This is a genomic window from Pseudomonas sp. LPB4.O (assembly GCF_038383825.1).
Classification (GTDB): domain Bacteria; phylum Pseudomonadota; class Gammaproteobacteria; order Pseudomonadales; family Pseudomonadaceae; genus Aquipseudomonas; species Aquipseudomonas putida.
Genome location: NZ_CP151298.1, coordinates 2,998,360 through 3,010,862, shown reverse-complemented (window position 1 = coordinate 3,010,862; position 12,503 = coordinate 2,998,360). Strand labels below are relative to the sequence as shown.

At 64.6% G+C, this 12,503-nt stretch carries 11 protein-coding genes; 4 read left to right on the top strand and 7 right to left on the bottom strand.

Going from position 1 to position 12,503, the window contains the following annotated elements; genetic code table 11:
* Positions 1-47: 47 nt before the first annotated feature.
* Both MRBLPB4O_RS13425 and MRBLPB4O_RS13420 read right to left on the bottom strand, forming a co-directional pair.
* Positions 48-704, bottom strand: coding sequence for a CoA transferase subunit B (locus MRBLPB4O_RS13425; RefSeq protein WP_016499568.1), 657 nt, complete (start codon positions 702-704; stop codon positions 48-50).
* Between the two features lie 35 nt (positions 705-739).
* Positions 740-1,438, bottom strand: coding sequence for a CoA transferase subunit A (locus MRBLPB4O_RS13420; RefSeq protein WP_016499567.1), 699 nt, complete (start codon positions 1,436-1,438; stop codon positions 740-742).
* Positions 1,439-1,578: 140 nt separating this feature from the next.
* Here MRBLPB4O_RS13420 and MRBLPB4O_RS13415 point away from each other — a divergent pair, with 140 nt between their 5' ends.
* Both MRBLPB4O_RS13415 and MRBLPB4O_RS13410 read left to right on the top strand, forming a co-directional pair.
* Positions 1,579-2,484, top strand: coding sequence for a LysR family transcriptional regulator (locus tag MRBLPB4O_RS13415; protein WP_341798815.1), 906 nt, complete (start codon positions 1,579-1,581; stop codon positions 2,482-2,484).
* A complete protein-coding gene (locus MRBLPB4O_RS13410) occupies positions 2,472-3,293 on the top strand; it encodes an aldo/keto reductase (RefSeq protein ID WP_341798814.1) in 822 nt (273 codons plus the stop codon). The genes MRBLPB4O_RS13415 and MRBLPB4O_RS13410 overlap by 13 nt, the downstream gene beginning before the upstream one ends.
* 155 nt (positions 3,294-3,448) lie before the next feature.
* On the opposite strand, the gene MRBLPB4O_RS13405 is transcribed toward MRBLPB4O_RS13410, so the two are convergent.
* Genes MRBLPB4O_RS13405 through lexA form a run of 4 tightly spaced genes read right to left on the bottom strand, consistent with a single transcriptional unit; the run spans position 3,449 to position 9,188 of the window.
* Positions 3,449-6,529 (bottom strand): error-prone DNA polymerase, encoded by a 3,081-nt coding sequence (locus MRBLPB4O_RS13405; RefSeq protein WP_341798813.1) that lies wholly within the window; start codon positions 6,527-6,529, stop codon positions 3,449-3,451.
* Positions 6,526-7,944: a DNA polymerase Y family protein gene (locus MRBLPB4O_RS13400; RefSeq protein ID WP_341798812.1), complete on the bottom strand. Its 1,419-nt coding sequence runs from the start codon at positions 7,942-7,944 to the stop codon at positions 6,526-6,528. Before MRBLPB4O_RS13400 ends, MRBLPB4O_RS13405 begins: the two co-directional genes overlap by 4 nt.
* 6 nt (positions 7,945-7,950) lie before the next feature.
* A complete protein-coding gene (gene imuA / locus MRBLPB4O_RS13395; protein ID WP_341798811.1) occupies positions 7,951-8,571 on the bottom strand; it encodes a translesion DNA synthesis-associated protein ImuA in 621 nt (206 codons plus the stop codon).
* Positions 8,571-9,188, bottom strand: a complete 618-nt coding sequence (gene lexA / locus MRBLPB4O_RS13390) for a transcriptional repressor LexA (RefSeq protein ID WP_341798810.1) — start codon at positions 9,186-9,188, stop codon at positions 8,571-8,573. Before lexA ends, imuA begins: the two co-directional genes overlap by 1 nt.
* A gap of 92 nt (positions 9,189-9,280) precedes the next feature.
* On the opposite strand from lexA, the gene MRBLPB4O_RS13385 reads away from it, so the two are divergent.
* Together MRBLPB4O_RS13385 and MRBLPB4O_RS13380 are read left to right on the top strand one after the other, a co-directional pair.
* On the top strand, positions 9,281-9,937 hold the full coding sequence (locus tag MRBLPB4O_RS13385) for an HAD family phosphatase (RefSeq protein WP_341798809.1): 657 nt from the start codon (positions 9,281-9,283) through the stop codon (positions 9,935-9,937).
* A 282-nt stretch (positions 9,938-10,219) separates the two neighbouring features.
* Positions 10,220-11,131 carry a LysR substrate-binding domain-containing protein gene (locus MRBLPB4O_RS13380; protein ID WP_341798808.1) on the top strand — a complete coding sequence of 304 codons (912 nt, stop codon included), beginning with the start codon at positions 10,220-10,222 and terminating at the stop codon, positions 11,129-11,131.
* Here the strand turns inward: MRBLPB4O_RS13380 and MRBLPB4O_RS13375 are convergent.
* Complete coding sequence (locus MRBLPB4O_RS13375; RefSeq protein ID WP_341798807.1) at positions 11,064-12,449, bottom strand: aromatic acid/H+ symport family MFS transporter; 1,386 nt, start codon at positions 12,447-12,449, stop codon at positions 11,064-11,066. The two genes, MRBLPB4O_RS13380 and MRBLPB4O_RS13375, sit on opposite strands and share 68 nt — an antisense overlap.
* Positions 12,450-12,503: the final 54 nt, after the last annotated feature.

Sequence of the window (12,503 nt, the reverse complement as noted above, 5' to 3'; positions counted from 1 at the left end):
CGCAGCACAAGGCTGCTCCTACAGGGGAATGTATGAAGCCCGTTGAATCAGAAGGTCATTTCCTTCACATCATCCGGCACGATCAGCTTGCCGGCGGTTTTCGCGATGATCTCTTCAACGCTTACCCCCGGCGCGGTTTCGCGCAGGATGAACGCGCCGTCTTCGATTTCCAGGTAGGCCAGGTCGGTCAGCACCTTGCGGATGCAGCCGGCGCCGGTCAGCGGCAGGCTGCATTGCGCCAGCAACTTGGACTCCCCGTCCTTGGAAGCGTGGGTCATGGTGACGATGATGTTCTCGGCGCCAGCCACAAGGTCCATGGCACCACCCATGCCTTTGACCAGCTTGCCGGGGATCATCCACGAGGCGATGTTGCCTTGTACGTCCACTTCAAAGGCACCCAGCACGGTCAGGTCGACGTGGCCACCACGGATCATGGCGAACGATTGTGCCGAATCGAAAATCGAGGCGCCGCGGCGGGCGGTGACGGTTTGCTTGCCGGCGTTGATCATGTCGGCATCGAGGGTACTTTCGGTCGGAAACTCGCCCATGCCGAGCAGGCCGTTTTCCGATTGCAGCATCACATCCATATCTGCGGGTACGTAGTTGGCCACCAGGGTCGGAATGCCGATGCCCAGGTTGACGTAGTAGCCGTCTTTCAGTTCACGTGCGACGCGTTGCGCCATCTGTTCGCGGGTCAGTGCCATGGTCAGGGTCTCTTTGTTGTTCTGGTGGATGGCGCTCAGGCCTTGACGGTGCGCTTTTCGATACGCTTCTCGAAGGTGCCGACGATGACACGGTCCACGTAGATGCCCGGGGTGTGGATTTCGCTCGGCAACAGCACGCCGGGTTCGACGATCTCTTCCACTTCGACCACGGTGATCTTGCCGGCGGTGGCAGCCAGCGGGTTGAAGTTTTGCGCGGTGTTGCGGTAGACCACGTTGCCGTAGTGGTCGGCCTTCCAGCCCTTGACGATGGCGAAGTCACCGGTAATGGATTCTTCAAGGATGTACTTGCGGCCCTTGAACTCGCGCACTTCCTTGCCCTCGGCAACCGGGGTGCCGTAACCGGTGGCGGTGAAGAACGCCGGGATTCCGGCACCGCCGGCGCGCATCTTCTCGGCCAGGGTGCCCTGCGGGGTCAGCTCCACGTCCAGCTCACCGCTGAGCAGTTGGCGTTCGAATTCGGCGTTTTCTCCCACATAGGAGGCGATCATCTTGCGAATCTGCCGGTCTTCAAGCAACACGCCGAGGCCGAAGCCGTCGACGCCGCAGTTGTTCGAGACTACGGTCAAGCCCTTGACGCCACGTCGCTTGATTTCGCTGATGAGGTTTTCCGGGATGCCGCACAGGCCGAAACCACCGGCCAGCACTGTCATGTTGTCGGTCAGGCCTTCGAGGGCCTGTTCGTAGGTTGCAACGCGCTTGTCCAGTCCGGCCATGCTGATCCGCCTTTTGTAGTTGTAGAACCGACGAGGCTGTCGGTGAGCGTGTGCAGACATCTTCACCGCACGCGACTGATTTGTTAATTTTGTTTTCGTCATCGATTGATAACTTTTACAAAACAAACAATAGGCCTGTCATGAACGTCAAGCAACTGCGTGCCTTTGTCGCCGTGGCCAAGTACCAGAGCTTCGCCCAGGCCGGTGAGCACCTGCATATATCGCAGCCCGCCCTGAGCCTGACCATCAAGGCCCTGGAAGAAAACCTCGGCGGCGCCCTGCTCAGCCGCACCACGCGCAGCGTCAGCCTGACCGCCGAGGGCGAAGTGTTGCTGCCGCTGGCACGGCGCCTGCTGGCAGACTGGGACGACACTGAAGAGATGCTGCGCCAACGTTTCACCCTGCAACTGGGCCGGGTATCGGTGGCGGCCATGCCAGCCTTTGCCGGCAACCTCCTGCCCCACTCGCTCAAGGTATTTCGCCAGTGCTACCCCAAGGTCAACGTCACGGTGCATGACGTGATCAACGAACAGGTGCTGGAACTGGTACGCCATCGCCGCGTCGAACTGGGCATCGGCTTCGAGCCGGACAACATCGACGGGCTGGATTTTCACCCGTTGTACCTGGACCGCTTCGTCGCAGTGGTACCGGCCGACTCGCCCCTGGCGTTGCTGCCCCAGGTCAGCTGGGCACAGCTGATGGCCGAAGACTTCGTGGCCCTGCAACGCCCTTCGGCGGTGCGCCTGCTGATGGAGCAGAATGTGGCCGCCCACCACGGCAAACTGGCCGTGGCATTCGAGAGCCACCAGTTGGCAACCATTGGCCGCATGGTCGCCAGCGGCCTGGGGGTCAGTGCCGTACCGGCGCTGTGCATCAACCAGATGCAGGAGCTCGGCGCCCGCTGCATTACCTTGGTGGAGCCCACCGTCGAGCGGCGCATCGGCGTGATTGCCCTCAGTGAACACAAGCTTTCCACCGCAGCGCAAGCGCTGCTTGAGGTTCTGCTTTCCAATACACGGATCCCGGAGGTGACATGCGTTACGTGAAACTGGCAGGTTCGAGCGTTCCGGCCATTGGCCAGGGCACTTGGTACATGGGTGAGGACCCCGGCCGCAAGGCTGCCGAAGTGGCGGCCCTGCAACAGGGTATCGAGTTGGGCCTGACCCTGATCGACACCGCCGAGATGTATGCCGAAGGCGGCGCGGAAGAAGTGGTTGGCCAGGCCATTGCCGGGCGCCGCGACCAGGTGTTCCTGGTCAGCAAGGTGTACCCGCACAATGCCAGCCGACGCGGCATGGCGGCCGCCTGCGAGCGCAGCCTCGCCCGCCTGGGTACCGACTGCATCGACCTGTACCTGCTGCATTGGCGTGGCCAGCACCCGTTGGAAGAAACCGTCGAAGCCTTCGAGCGTTTGCGCGAGCAAGGCAAGATCAGGCGCTGGGGCGTGTCCAACTTCGACGTCGACGACCTGCGCGAACTGCACAACCCTGAATGCGCCACCAACCAGGTGCTGTACAACCCGGCGCAGCGTGGCATCGAATTCGACTTGCTGCCTTGGTGCGAAAAGCGTGCGCTGCCGACCATGGCCTACTGCCCGCTGGCCCAGGCCGGGCGCTTGCTGCAGCATCCTGTGCTGGCAGAAATTGCCGAGCGCCATGGCGCCACGCCGGCCCAGGTCAGCCTGGCCTGGGTGACCCGTAGTGACGAAGTGATCGCCATCCCCAAGGCCGTGGCGCCCGAGCATGTTCGGCTGAATGCAGCCGCAGGTGCGCTGACCTTGAACAGCGAGGACCTTCGGGCAATCGACCGGGCGTTCCCGGCACCGACGCGCAAGCAGCGGTTGGCGATCGTCTAACTACTCACGCGGTACTTGTAGGAGCGGCCTTGCGCCGCGAAAGGGCCGCACAGCGGCCCCAGGATTTCAGCTTCGCCGCATCCATTGCTGGGGCCGCCTTGCGGCCCTTTCGCGGCGCAAGGCCGCTCCTACAGGGGGCCGTGTTGATGCGCAACTCAGTGGAAATCCCGGCTGCGCACATCCAGCCCTTGCAGCAACGGGCTCACATCTTCCAGCCGCCGTGCAATCAGGTGCCGCACGCCGTTCTCCTGCTCCAGCCGCCCACTGACCTTGAGCAGCTGCGACCCCACCAACGCCCGCCGCTGCCGTTCGGCAATGTCCCGCCACACCACCACATTGACCATCCCGTGCTCGTCTTCCAGGGTGACGAAGGTCACTCCGCTGGCGGTCTGGGGCCTTTGCCGCCCCACCACCAACCCGGCCACGGCAATGTTGTCGCCATGCTCCACACCCTGCAATTCGCTGGAGCTGCGACACCCCAGCGCCCTCAGGCGTGAGCGCAACAGTGCCAGCGGATGCGGCCCCAGCGTGGTACCCAGGGCCTGGTAATCGGCCATCAGGTCTTCACCTACGGTAGGCACAGGCAATTCCACTGGCGTTTCAGGCACCGGTTGCACCTCGGCAAACAGGGGCAGCTGCGGCTGAACCGCCGCCACCTGCCAGCGTGCCTGGTGCCGGTCACTGGCCAGGGCACGCAGCGCCCCGCCATCGGCCAGGCGGGCTCGGGCCCTTGAATCGAGCCCTGCACGCAGGCACAGGTCTTCGACATCGCGCCATGGCCGTTGCGCCCTCGCCTGCTCCAGGTGCCTGGCATCGGCCTCGGCCAAACCGCGCACCAGGCGCAAGCCCATGCGAATAGCCAATGTGCCTTCAGCATCAGGCTCAAGGGTGCAGTCCCACTCGCTGTGGCAGACATCAACCGGGCGCACCTCGATACCCTGGCGCCGGGCCTCTTGCAACAACTGGTCAGGGCTGTAGAAGCCCATGGGCCAGCTGTTGACCAGCGCGCAGGTAAAGATTGCCGGTTCATGGCACTTCAGCCAGCTGCTGGCATAACACAGCAAGGCAAAGCTGGCTGCGTGCGATTCCGGGAAGCCATAGCTGCCAAAACCCTTGATCTGCTCGAAGATGCGCTCAGCAAACGCCAGGTCGTAACCATTGCGCAGCATGCCTTGCACCAGCCGCTCACGGTGCGGTTCCAGGCCACCATGGCGCTTCCAGGCCGCCATGTTGCGACGTAGCTGGTCGGCCTCGCCCGGCGTGTAATCGGCGGCAACCATGGCCAGCTCCATCACCTGCTCCTGGAACAGCGGCACGCCCAAGGTACGCTCGAAGACCTCCTTGAGCTGCGGCGATGGGTAGGTTACCGGTTCCTGCTTCAGGCGCCGGCGCAGGTACGGGTGCACCATGTCACCCTGGATCGGCCCGGGGCGGACAATCGCCACCTCGATGACCAGGTCATAGAACGTGTTGGGCCGCAGCCGGGGCAGCATGGCCATCTGCGCCCGCGACTCGATCTGGAATACCCCCATGGTCTCGGCGCGGCTGATCATCGCGTAGGTGGCCGGGTCTTCGCCGGGGATGGTGGCCAGGGTCAGTTGTTGGCCGCGATGGCGCTGCAGCAGGTCGAAGCAGCGGCGCAAGGCACTGAGCATGCCCAGCGCCAGCACGTCGACCTTTAGCAGGCCGACCATGTCCAGGTCGTCCTTGTCCCACTGGATCACCGTGCGCTCCGCCATCGCGGCATTTTCCACCGGCACCAACTGGTCGAGTGGCTGCTGGGAGATGACAAAGCCGCCCGGGTGCTGCGACAGGTGCCGGGGGAAGCCGATCAGCTCGCCAGCCAGCACCAGCACCCGCCGCAGTGAAAAGCTGCCGGCCTCAAAGCCGGCCTCGGCCAGGCGCTGGTCATCGGGAATGCGGTCGCTCCAGCGACCACAGCACTTGGCCAGGGCATCCACCTGGTCTGCCGGCAAACCCAATACCCGCGCTACATCGCGCACCGCACCCGCGGCATGGTAGGTGTTGACCACCGCCGTCAGCGCCGCACGGTGTCGACCATAACGGCGAAACACATACTGGATCACTTCTTCGCGCCGGTCGTGCTCGAAGTCCACGTCGATATCAGGCGGCTCGTTGCGTTCACGCGAAAGGAAGCGCTCGAACAGCAGCCGATGCTGCATGGGGTCGAGCTCGGTAATGCCCAGCACGAAACACACCACCGAGTTGGCGGCCGAACCGCGGCCCTGACACAAGATGCCTTGGCTGCGGGCGAAGGCGACGATGTCGTGCACGGTCAGGAAGTAACTTTCGTAACCAAGTTCCTCGATCAGCGCCAACTCCGTGGCCAGCACATCACGCACCTTGTCACTCGGCCCGCCTGGCCAGCGTAGCGGCAAGCCTTGCTCGCACAGTTCACGCAACCAGCTTGCCGGGGTATGGCCCTGGGGCACCAGTTCGCGCGGGTAGTGGTATTTCAATTCGCTCAGGTCAAATTGGCAGCGCTCGGCAATGGCCAAGGTCTCGGCCAGCAGGTCGGCAGGATAGAGTTCGCCCAACTGTGCCTGGCTGCGCAGGTGCCGCTCGCCATTGGCAAACAGAAAGCGCCCAGCCTCGTCCACCCGGCAATGCTGGCGGATGGCGGTCATGCAGTCCTGCAAGGCACGGCGGCCGCGCACATGCATGTGCACATCGCCACAGGCCACGGCGCGGATACCCACTTCAGCCGCCAGGCCTCGCAAGCCTTGCAGGCGCAGGGCATCGTCACTGCCTCGATGCAGGTGCACGGCCAGCCACAGCCGTTCGCCGAACACGCTGCGTAACCACTCACCCGTGGCAGTGTCGGCGCAGTCATCGGCCACCCACAGCGCCAGCAGGCCTTGATGGTGTTGTTGCAGGTCGTCGCGAAACAGCTGGTACTCGCCCTTTTGCGCCCGCCGGCGAGCCCGCGTGATCAGCGCGCACAAACTCTGGTAACCGGCCAGGTTCTCTACCAGCAGCACCAGCTTGGGGCCGCCCTGCAGAAGTACCTCGCTACCCACGATCAGCCGCAGCTGATGCGCCTTGGCAGCCTGCCAGGCCCGAACGATGCCAGCCAGGGTGCATTCGTCAGTGATCGCCAGGGCCTGGTAGCCCTGTTCACCCGCGCGCCGGAACAGCTCGTCAGCGCTCGACGCCCCGCGCTGGAAGCTGAAGTTGGACAGGCAATGCAGCTCGGCATAACCCGGCGTGCTCATGCGAACCACCCCTGCAGCCACAGCGGGCCGGCCTGACCCAGGTCGCGGTAGGCCCAGCCGCGCAGGCCATCACGGGTTTCGATGCGGTAGTAGTCGCGGCGCACGTCGCCGCCATCCCACCAGCCCGACTCGATGCGTTCGGCCTGGCCCTGTACCTGGTAGCTGGCGGCGTCCAGCGCCATCGGGGCTGGCAGTAGCCAGCCCGGGCGAGTGCCTGGGGCAACCGGCATGCTGCCTTGGGCGCCTTGCTCGGTCAGCTGCCAGGCGCATTCGGGGCGGTGATCGGCAGCCGCGCTCAGCCCCTTCACGGCCTCATCCCCCAGGCGGGCGCGCAGCCGCTCGCGCAATTGTTCCCAGGGTTGCGCCTGCTGCGCACGTGGGTCGAATAACGCCTGGTGTTGCGGGACAAAGGGTGGCAGGTCCTCGGCAACCAGCCGCAGGTTGCGCACGGGGGCGGGGATGCGCAACGGCTCCAGGCGCCCACGGGCCAGTTCGAACAGCATGGCGGCATCGCGTTCGGCCGCCAGCAGGCCCACCTTGAGCAGGGTGTCCGGCCCTACGGCATGTTCCAGGTGCAGGCAAAAGCGCTGCACGCCACAGTCGCGCCCGCCAAGGAATGCGGCAAGGTCGTTAAGCATCCGCCGCAGCGGGAACAGCAACGCCTGGTGCGACTCGACGTCGAAGTTCAGCTCCAGTCGGGTTTCGAAGCGGTCCGGTGGCTGGTAGAAGTCCAGCCCCGGTTTACGCAGGCCAAGCAACTGGTCGAGGTGCAACTGCACCTGGGCTGGAAAGCGCCTGGCCAATGTATCGCGCGGCAAGGACAGTACCTGGCCCAGCTGGCGCAGGCCCATGCGGGCAAAGGCTTCGGCGGCGTCTGTCGGCAAGCCGATGCGGGTGATGGGCATGCCTAGCAGAGCCGCACGGGTGGCGTCGGCATCGCCCACGGCCAAGCCATCATGAGCATTGGCAAGCATGCGCGCCGCTACCGGGTTGCTGGCCAGGACGATGCGTTGGCGCAGGCCCAAATCTGCCAGCTCCTGGCGCAGACGTGCCTCGAACAAGGGCCAGGGGCCGAACAGTTGAAGGCTGGAGCCTACTTCCAGGAGCAACGCCCGCGGGTAATGCAGGCTGACCTGGGCACTGAAGCGATAGGCCCAGGCCGCCAGCAATTGCTGCACATGCTCGATACGCCTGGGGTCGGCTTCGACGCAGGTGAAACCCTCCGCCAGGGCACGTGCCGCCGTCAGGGTCTGCCCTGCCCTCAACCCAAGTGCGGCCGCTGCCGGGCTGACCGCTTGCAATACCCTGCGCTGGGTAGGCCCGCCAAGCAGCACCAAGGGAGTATCGGGGTCGTCACGCTCACGCAGGACCGTGTCCAGCGCCAGCTGCGGGAGCAGGATGCAGGCCCAGAGCATGGTGCATCAGCCCCGCCCTGGGCAGGCGATGGGCAGCGCCGGTGGCATGCCGCCCCGGCTTTTAAGCACACGCCACTGCGCCGGACGCGTGTCGAGGGCAACCCGCAGCGCTGCTGGCGACGGGTTGTGTGCTGCCTGGTACGGCCGGCAGGCGAATGCGAGCGCCTGTCCGGTTTCTGCGGCCACCTGCAAACGCCGCAGGGCCCGGTCATCGGCACGTTCAGGCCAGCACAGCACCGCCGCGCAACTGCCCGAGCGCAGGCACTGCTCGGCCGCCCACAAGGCATCGGCAGGGGCGGCATCTACCTGCACCAGCCAGCGCAGGTCTACCCCGGCTGCCTGCCAGGCCGGTGCGTAAGGGATGAACGGCGGTGCCACCAGTACTACCCGGCTGCCTTCAGTACTTAGCCGCGCCAGTGTGGGCCACAGCAGTTGCAGTTCGCCGCAACCGGGGCTGGCCAGTAGCAACTCGCTGAGTGCCGCCGCCGGCCAGCCGCCTTCAGGCAGGCGCTCGTCAAGGGCCGCATGGCCGGTGGGCTGCAAGCCGAGTGGCCGCGCCTGGGCCTGCCGCCCGCGCCAGACACGGCGCTGATCGAGCAGCCTGTCGAGGTCGACCACTGCGCCCATCAGTCACGCCTCAGCAGGCCGCAGAACACGCCTTCGATGAAAAATTCCTGTTCAGGCTGCACATCGATGGGTGCATAGGCCGGGTTGCGTGGCAACAGCCGGTAACCGCTGCCCTGGCGTTGCAGGCGTTTGATGGTCACTTCGCCGTCCAGGCGCGCAACCACGATCTGGCCATCGCGGGCGTCGGCCTGTTGCAGGATGCCGACCAGATCACCATCGAAGATGCCGTCGTCGACCATCGAATTGCCACGCACTTTAAGCAGGTAGTCAGGGGTGCGGCGGAACAGGCTGGGGTCGATCAGCAGCTGTTCGTGGATATCGAGGTCCGGGCCGATGGGTGCACCCGCCGCCACCTGGCCCAGCACCGGCACTTCGAGGATTTCTGGCCGACGCAGCGGTTCGGCCAGGCGAATGCCCCGCGCCTGGTTCGGCGTGACATCGATATAACCGGCCTGGCACAAGGCGGTGATGTGCTTGCGCGCAACGCTGCGCGAAGCAAAACCGAAGCGCGTGGCGATATCGGCCAGGCTCGGTGGCTGCCCTTGATCGGCAATGCGCTCGCGGATGAATTCGAAAATGGCGCGGCGTTTGGGGGTAAGATTGTCCATGGAGCACATTTGTACTCTTTTCGGAGCACGCTGAACAGCCCCCTTCGTCGTCAGCTTTGGTTATGATCCCCTGGCTTGTGTTTTCTTGATCTGGATATCCCATGCTGACCGCCCTGCTGTTCGACCTCGACGGAACCCTCACCGACACCGACACCCTGCACCTGCAGGCCTTTCGCCAACTGCTGCGCGAACATGACGGCCGCGAACTGAGCCAGGCGCAGTTCGATGCCCAGGTCAGCGGCCGCGCCAACGGCGAGCTGTTCGCCGAGCTGTTCAGCGGTGCGAGCGTCGAACAGTGCCGGGCGCTGGCCGACCGCAAGGAGGCGCTGTTTCGCGACCTGTCACCGTCTCTTGACCCGATGCCAGGCCTGTTGCGCCTGCTGGAGCATGCCAAGGCCCATGACATCGGCATGTGCGTGGTGACCAACGCACCGCGGCTGAACGCCGAACACATGCTGAACGCCATGGGCCTTGGCCAGCAGTTCGAGCATGTGCTGGTGGCCGAAGAACTCGCGCGGCCCAAGCCAGACCCGCTGCCCTACCTCACCGGCCTGCAGCGGCTGGGCGCCGAGGCCACCCAGGCGCTGGCCTTCGAGGATTCATTGCCGGGGGTGGCGGCCGCCAGTGGGGCGGGGATATATACCGTGGGCGTGGCCACGACACAGACGCCGGAGCGGTTGCTGGAGGCGGGCGCCAAGCTGGTAGTGAATGATTTCAATGACCCGGCGTTGTGGGCATTGATCGAGGGTATGGCTTGAGGTGTGGGGTGTGATTGAGACCGAGCGCCGCCCGCGCGGCGCTTCGCAGCACAAGGCTGCTCCTACATCTGTTTCGGGCCAGTGACGCCTGCGCCAACGTGCGCGACCGCCTTGTTTATTCGACACGGTATCGAGGTGAACACCAAAGGGCCGCGCGCCTTGACCACAGGAATCATTGGCCCGAAACAGATGTAGGAGCAGCCTTGTGCTGCGAAGCGCCGCGCGGGCGGCGCTCGATCTCAAACACCCCATAACCCTATAGCCATACCCACCCAGGCCCCCATGCTGATCGACGAAGAACTGACCCTCAAAAAGCTGGAAACCTTTCTTGCCTTCATGCGCACCTGCAACCTCGGCCGCGCGGCGGTCGAGTTGTCTACCAGTGCCGTCAGCGTGCACCGCGCCATCCACTCGCTGGAAAGCGCCCTGCGCTGCCCGTTGTTCAAGCACGAAGGCCGCCAGCTGATCCCTCTGGAAAGCGCCTACGTGCTGGAAAAGAAAGCCCGGCAGCTGATCCAGGACGCCGAACAGATGGTGCGCCAAACCCGCGAAGCCGCAGGGTTCTACGCCGAGCGCTTCCGCCTGGGCGCGCTCTACTCGCTGACGGTAAAAACCGTGCCCAAACTGGTCATGGGCCTGAAACTGCGCCGCAGCGAGCTGAACATCGACCTAACCCTGGGCTCCAACGTCGACTTGCTGCAGCGCCTGAAAAACCACGAGCTGGAAGCTGTCCTGGTGTCACTCGACGAAAGCGTCAGCGACCCGGCCTGCGAGCAGCTGCCGCTGTTCTCCGACGATATCTTCCTTGCTGTCCCCACCGACTCGCCCTTCGCCGAACAGGCCGAGGTGGACCTGGCCGACCTCGCCGACTCCACCTTCATCACCCTGACCCAGGGCTTCGCCACCCACCGCGATGGCGCGCGGGTGTTCCAGCAGGCCGGCTTTGAGCCCAAGGTAGCCATGCAGGTGAATGACATCTTCACCCTGCTGAGCATGGTCAGCTCGGGTGTGGGCTTTGCCCTGCTGCCCGGGCGCATTGCGGCGGTGTACGAAAACCGCGTCAGGCTGATTGCCTTGAAGCCGCAATACCGCTTGCAGCAGCACATTGGCGTGGTGTTTCTGAAGGCTAGGGAGCGGGAGCCGAACCTGCTGGCGTTGCTGGCGGAGTGCCGGATGTACAGCCTTGAGCGCTAACCCGTAACGCAGCATTTCGCCCCTGCAGCCATACTGCCAATGCCGCCAGCGCAGCAGGCAACAGCAGCGAAGCGAACACTTGTTCAAAACTCCAGCCCAGCGCCAGCATCTGGGCCCCGGCAAAGGCGCTGAGCACGGCGCCAATGCGCCCGATGCCGCTCATCCAGCTGGCCCCGGTCGCCCGCGCTTGCGTCGGGTAAAAGGCCGCCGCCAGTGCATTCATGCCAACGCTCGCGCCATTCAGCCCAAAGCCCACGGCGCAGGCAATGGCGCACAGCCAGGCGAAATCCCCCGCCACCTGGCCAATCGTGAAGATAACCGCGCCGCTCAACAGAAACGTCAGCATCAGTACGCGCTGCGGGTTACAGCGGTCCATGGCCCAGCCCACTGAAATCGCCCCTACCGGGCCGCCAATCTGGAAACAGGCCGTGACAATGGCGGCTTCAGACACCGAAAAACCACCGCCCTCCTTCACCAGTGTCGGCAGCCAGCCGCTGAACAGGTAAACCAGGAACAGCGCCAGCACGTAGCCAGCCCAGAGCATGCAGGTACCAAAGCGGTAGCGCGGCGAGAGGATGGTGCCAATCGCGCCGCCAGTGCCCTGGGGTTTGGCGGGCGTGACGAAGGTACTGTCGGCATTGACATGTTCAGGGGCCAGGCGGCGGACAATGGCCAGAATGCGCTGGCGGTCTGCACCTTTGCTGACCAAAAAGGTGACCGATTCCGGCAGCCGCCAATACAGCAGCGGCAGGACAAGCAGCGGCAACACCCCGCCCAGCACCAGCACGCTGCGCCAGCCCAGGTTGGGTATCATCCAGGCGCTGACGAAACCACCCATCGCCGCACCTAGGGAGAACCCGCAGAACGCCAGGGTGATCAGCAGCGAGCGGCTGCGCGCCGGGGCGTATTCGCTGACCAGGGTGCTGGCATTGGGCATTGCAGCACCCAGGCCCAGGCCGGTAAGAAAACGCAGCGCGACCAAGGTTTCCAGGTTTGGGGAAAAGGCCGAGGCCAGGGTCCAGATGCCGAACAGCAGCACGCTGCACAGCAATACCGCCTTGCGCCCGTAGCGGTCAGCCAGGGGGCCGGCAATCAGGGCGCCAAGGGCCAGGCCGATCAGCGCAGCGCTCAATACCGGGCCCAGGCTTTGCGCGCTCAGGCCCCAGTCGCTTTTCAGCTGCGGGGCAATGAAGCCGATGATGGCCACGTCCAGGCCGTCCAGGGCGATGATCAGGAAGCCGAGGAACACTACCCATTTCTGGTAGCGGCCGATGGGTTGCTGGTCGATCAGTTGGCGCACGTCGAGTGTGTTGTTCATGGGTATCACCTGTTGTTGTTTTTATGACGGTGTTTCGGGGCCGCGTTGCGGCCC

What these genes read in the sequence shown, in the direction of transcription:
- MRBLPB4O_RS13425 (WP_016499568.1), bottom strand. Translation starts at nt 704, where the DNA reads ATGGCACTGACCCGCGAACAGATGGCGCAACGCGTCGCACGTGAACTG.
- MRBLPB4O_RS13420 (WP_016499567.1), bottom strand. Translation starts at nt 1,438, where the DNA reads ATGGCCGGACTGGACAAGCGCGTTGCAACCTACGAACAGGCCCTCGAA.
- MRBLPB4O_RS13415 (WP_341798815.1), top strand. Translation starts at nt 1,579, where the DNA reads ATGAACGTCAAGCAACTGCGTGCCTTTGTCGCCGTGGCCAAGTACCAG.
- MRBLPB4O_RS13410 (WP_341798814.1), top strand. Translation starts at nt 2,472, where the DNA reads ATGCGTTACGTGAAACTGGCAGGTTCGAGCGTTCCGGCCATTGGCCAG.
- MRBLPB4O_RS13405 (WP_341798813.1), bottom strand. Translation starts at nt 6,529, where the DNA reads ATGAGCACGCCGGGTTATGCCGAGCTGCATTGCCTGTCCAACTTCAGC.
- MRBLPB4O_RS13400 (WP_341798812.1), bottom strand. Translation starts at nt 7,944, where the DNA reads ATGCTCTGGGCCTGCATCCTGCTCCCGCAGCTGGCGCTGGACACGGTC.
- imuA (WP_341798811.1), bottom strand. Translation starts at nt 8,571, where the DNA reads ATGGGCGCAGTGGTCGACCTCGACAGGCTGCTCGATCAGCGCCGTGTC.
- lexA (WP_341798810.1), bottom strand. Translation starts at nt 9,188, where the DNA reads ATGTGCTCCATGGACAATCTTACCCCCAAACGCCGCGCCATTTTCGAA.
- MRBLPB4O_RS13385 (WP_341798809.1), top strand. Translation starts at nt 9,281, where the DNA reads ATGCTGACCGCCCTGCTGTTCGACCTCGACGGAACCCTCACCGACACC.
- MRBLPB4O_RS13380 (WP_341798808.1), top strand. Translation starts at nt 10,220, where the DNA reads ATGCTGATCGACGAAGAACTGACCCTCAAAAAGCTGGAAACCTTTCTT.
- MRBLPB4O_RS13375 (WP_341798807.1), bottom strand. Translation starts at nt 12,449, where the DNA reads ATGAACAACACACTCGACGTGCGCCAACTGATCGACCAGCAACCCATC.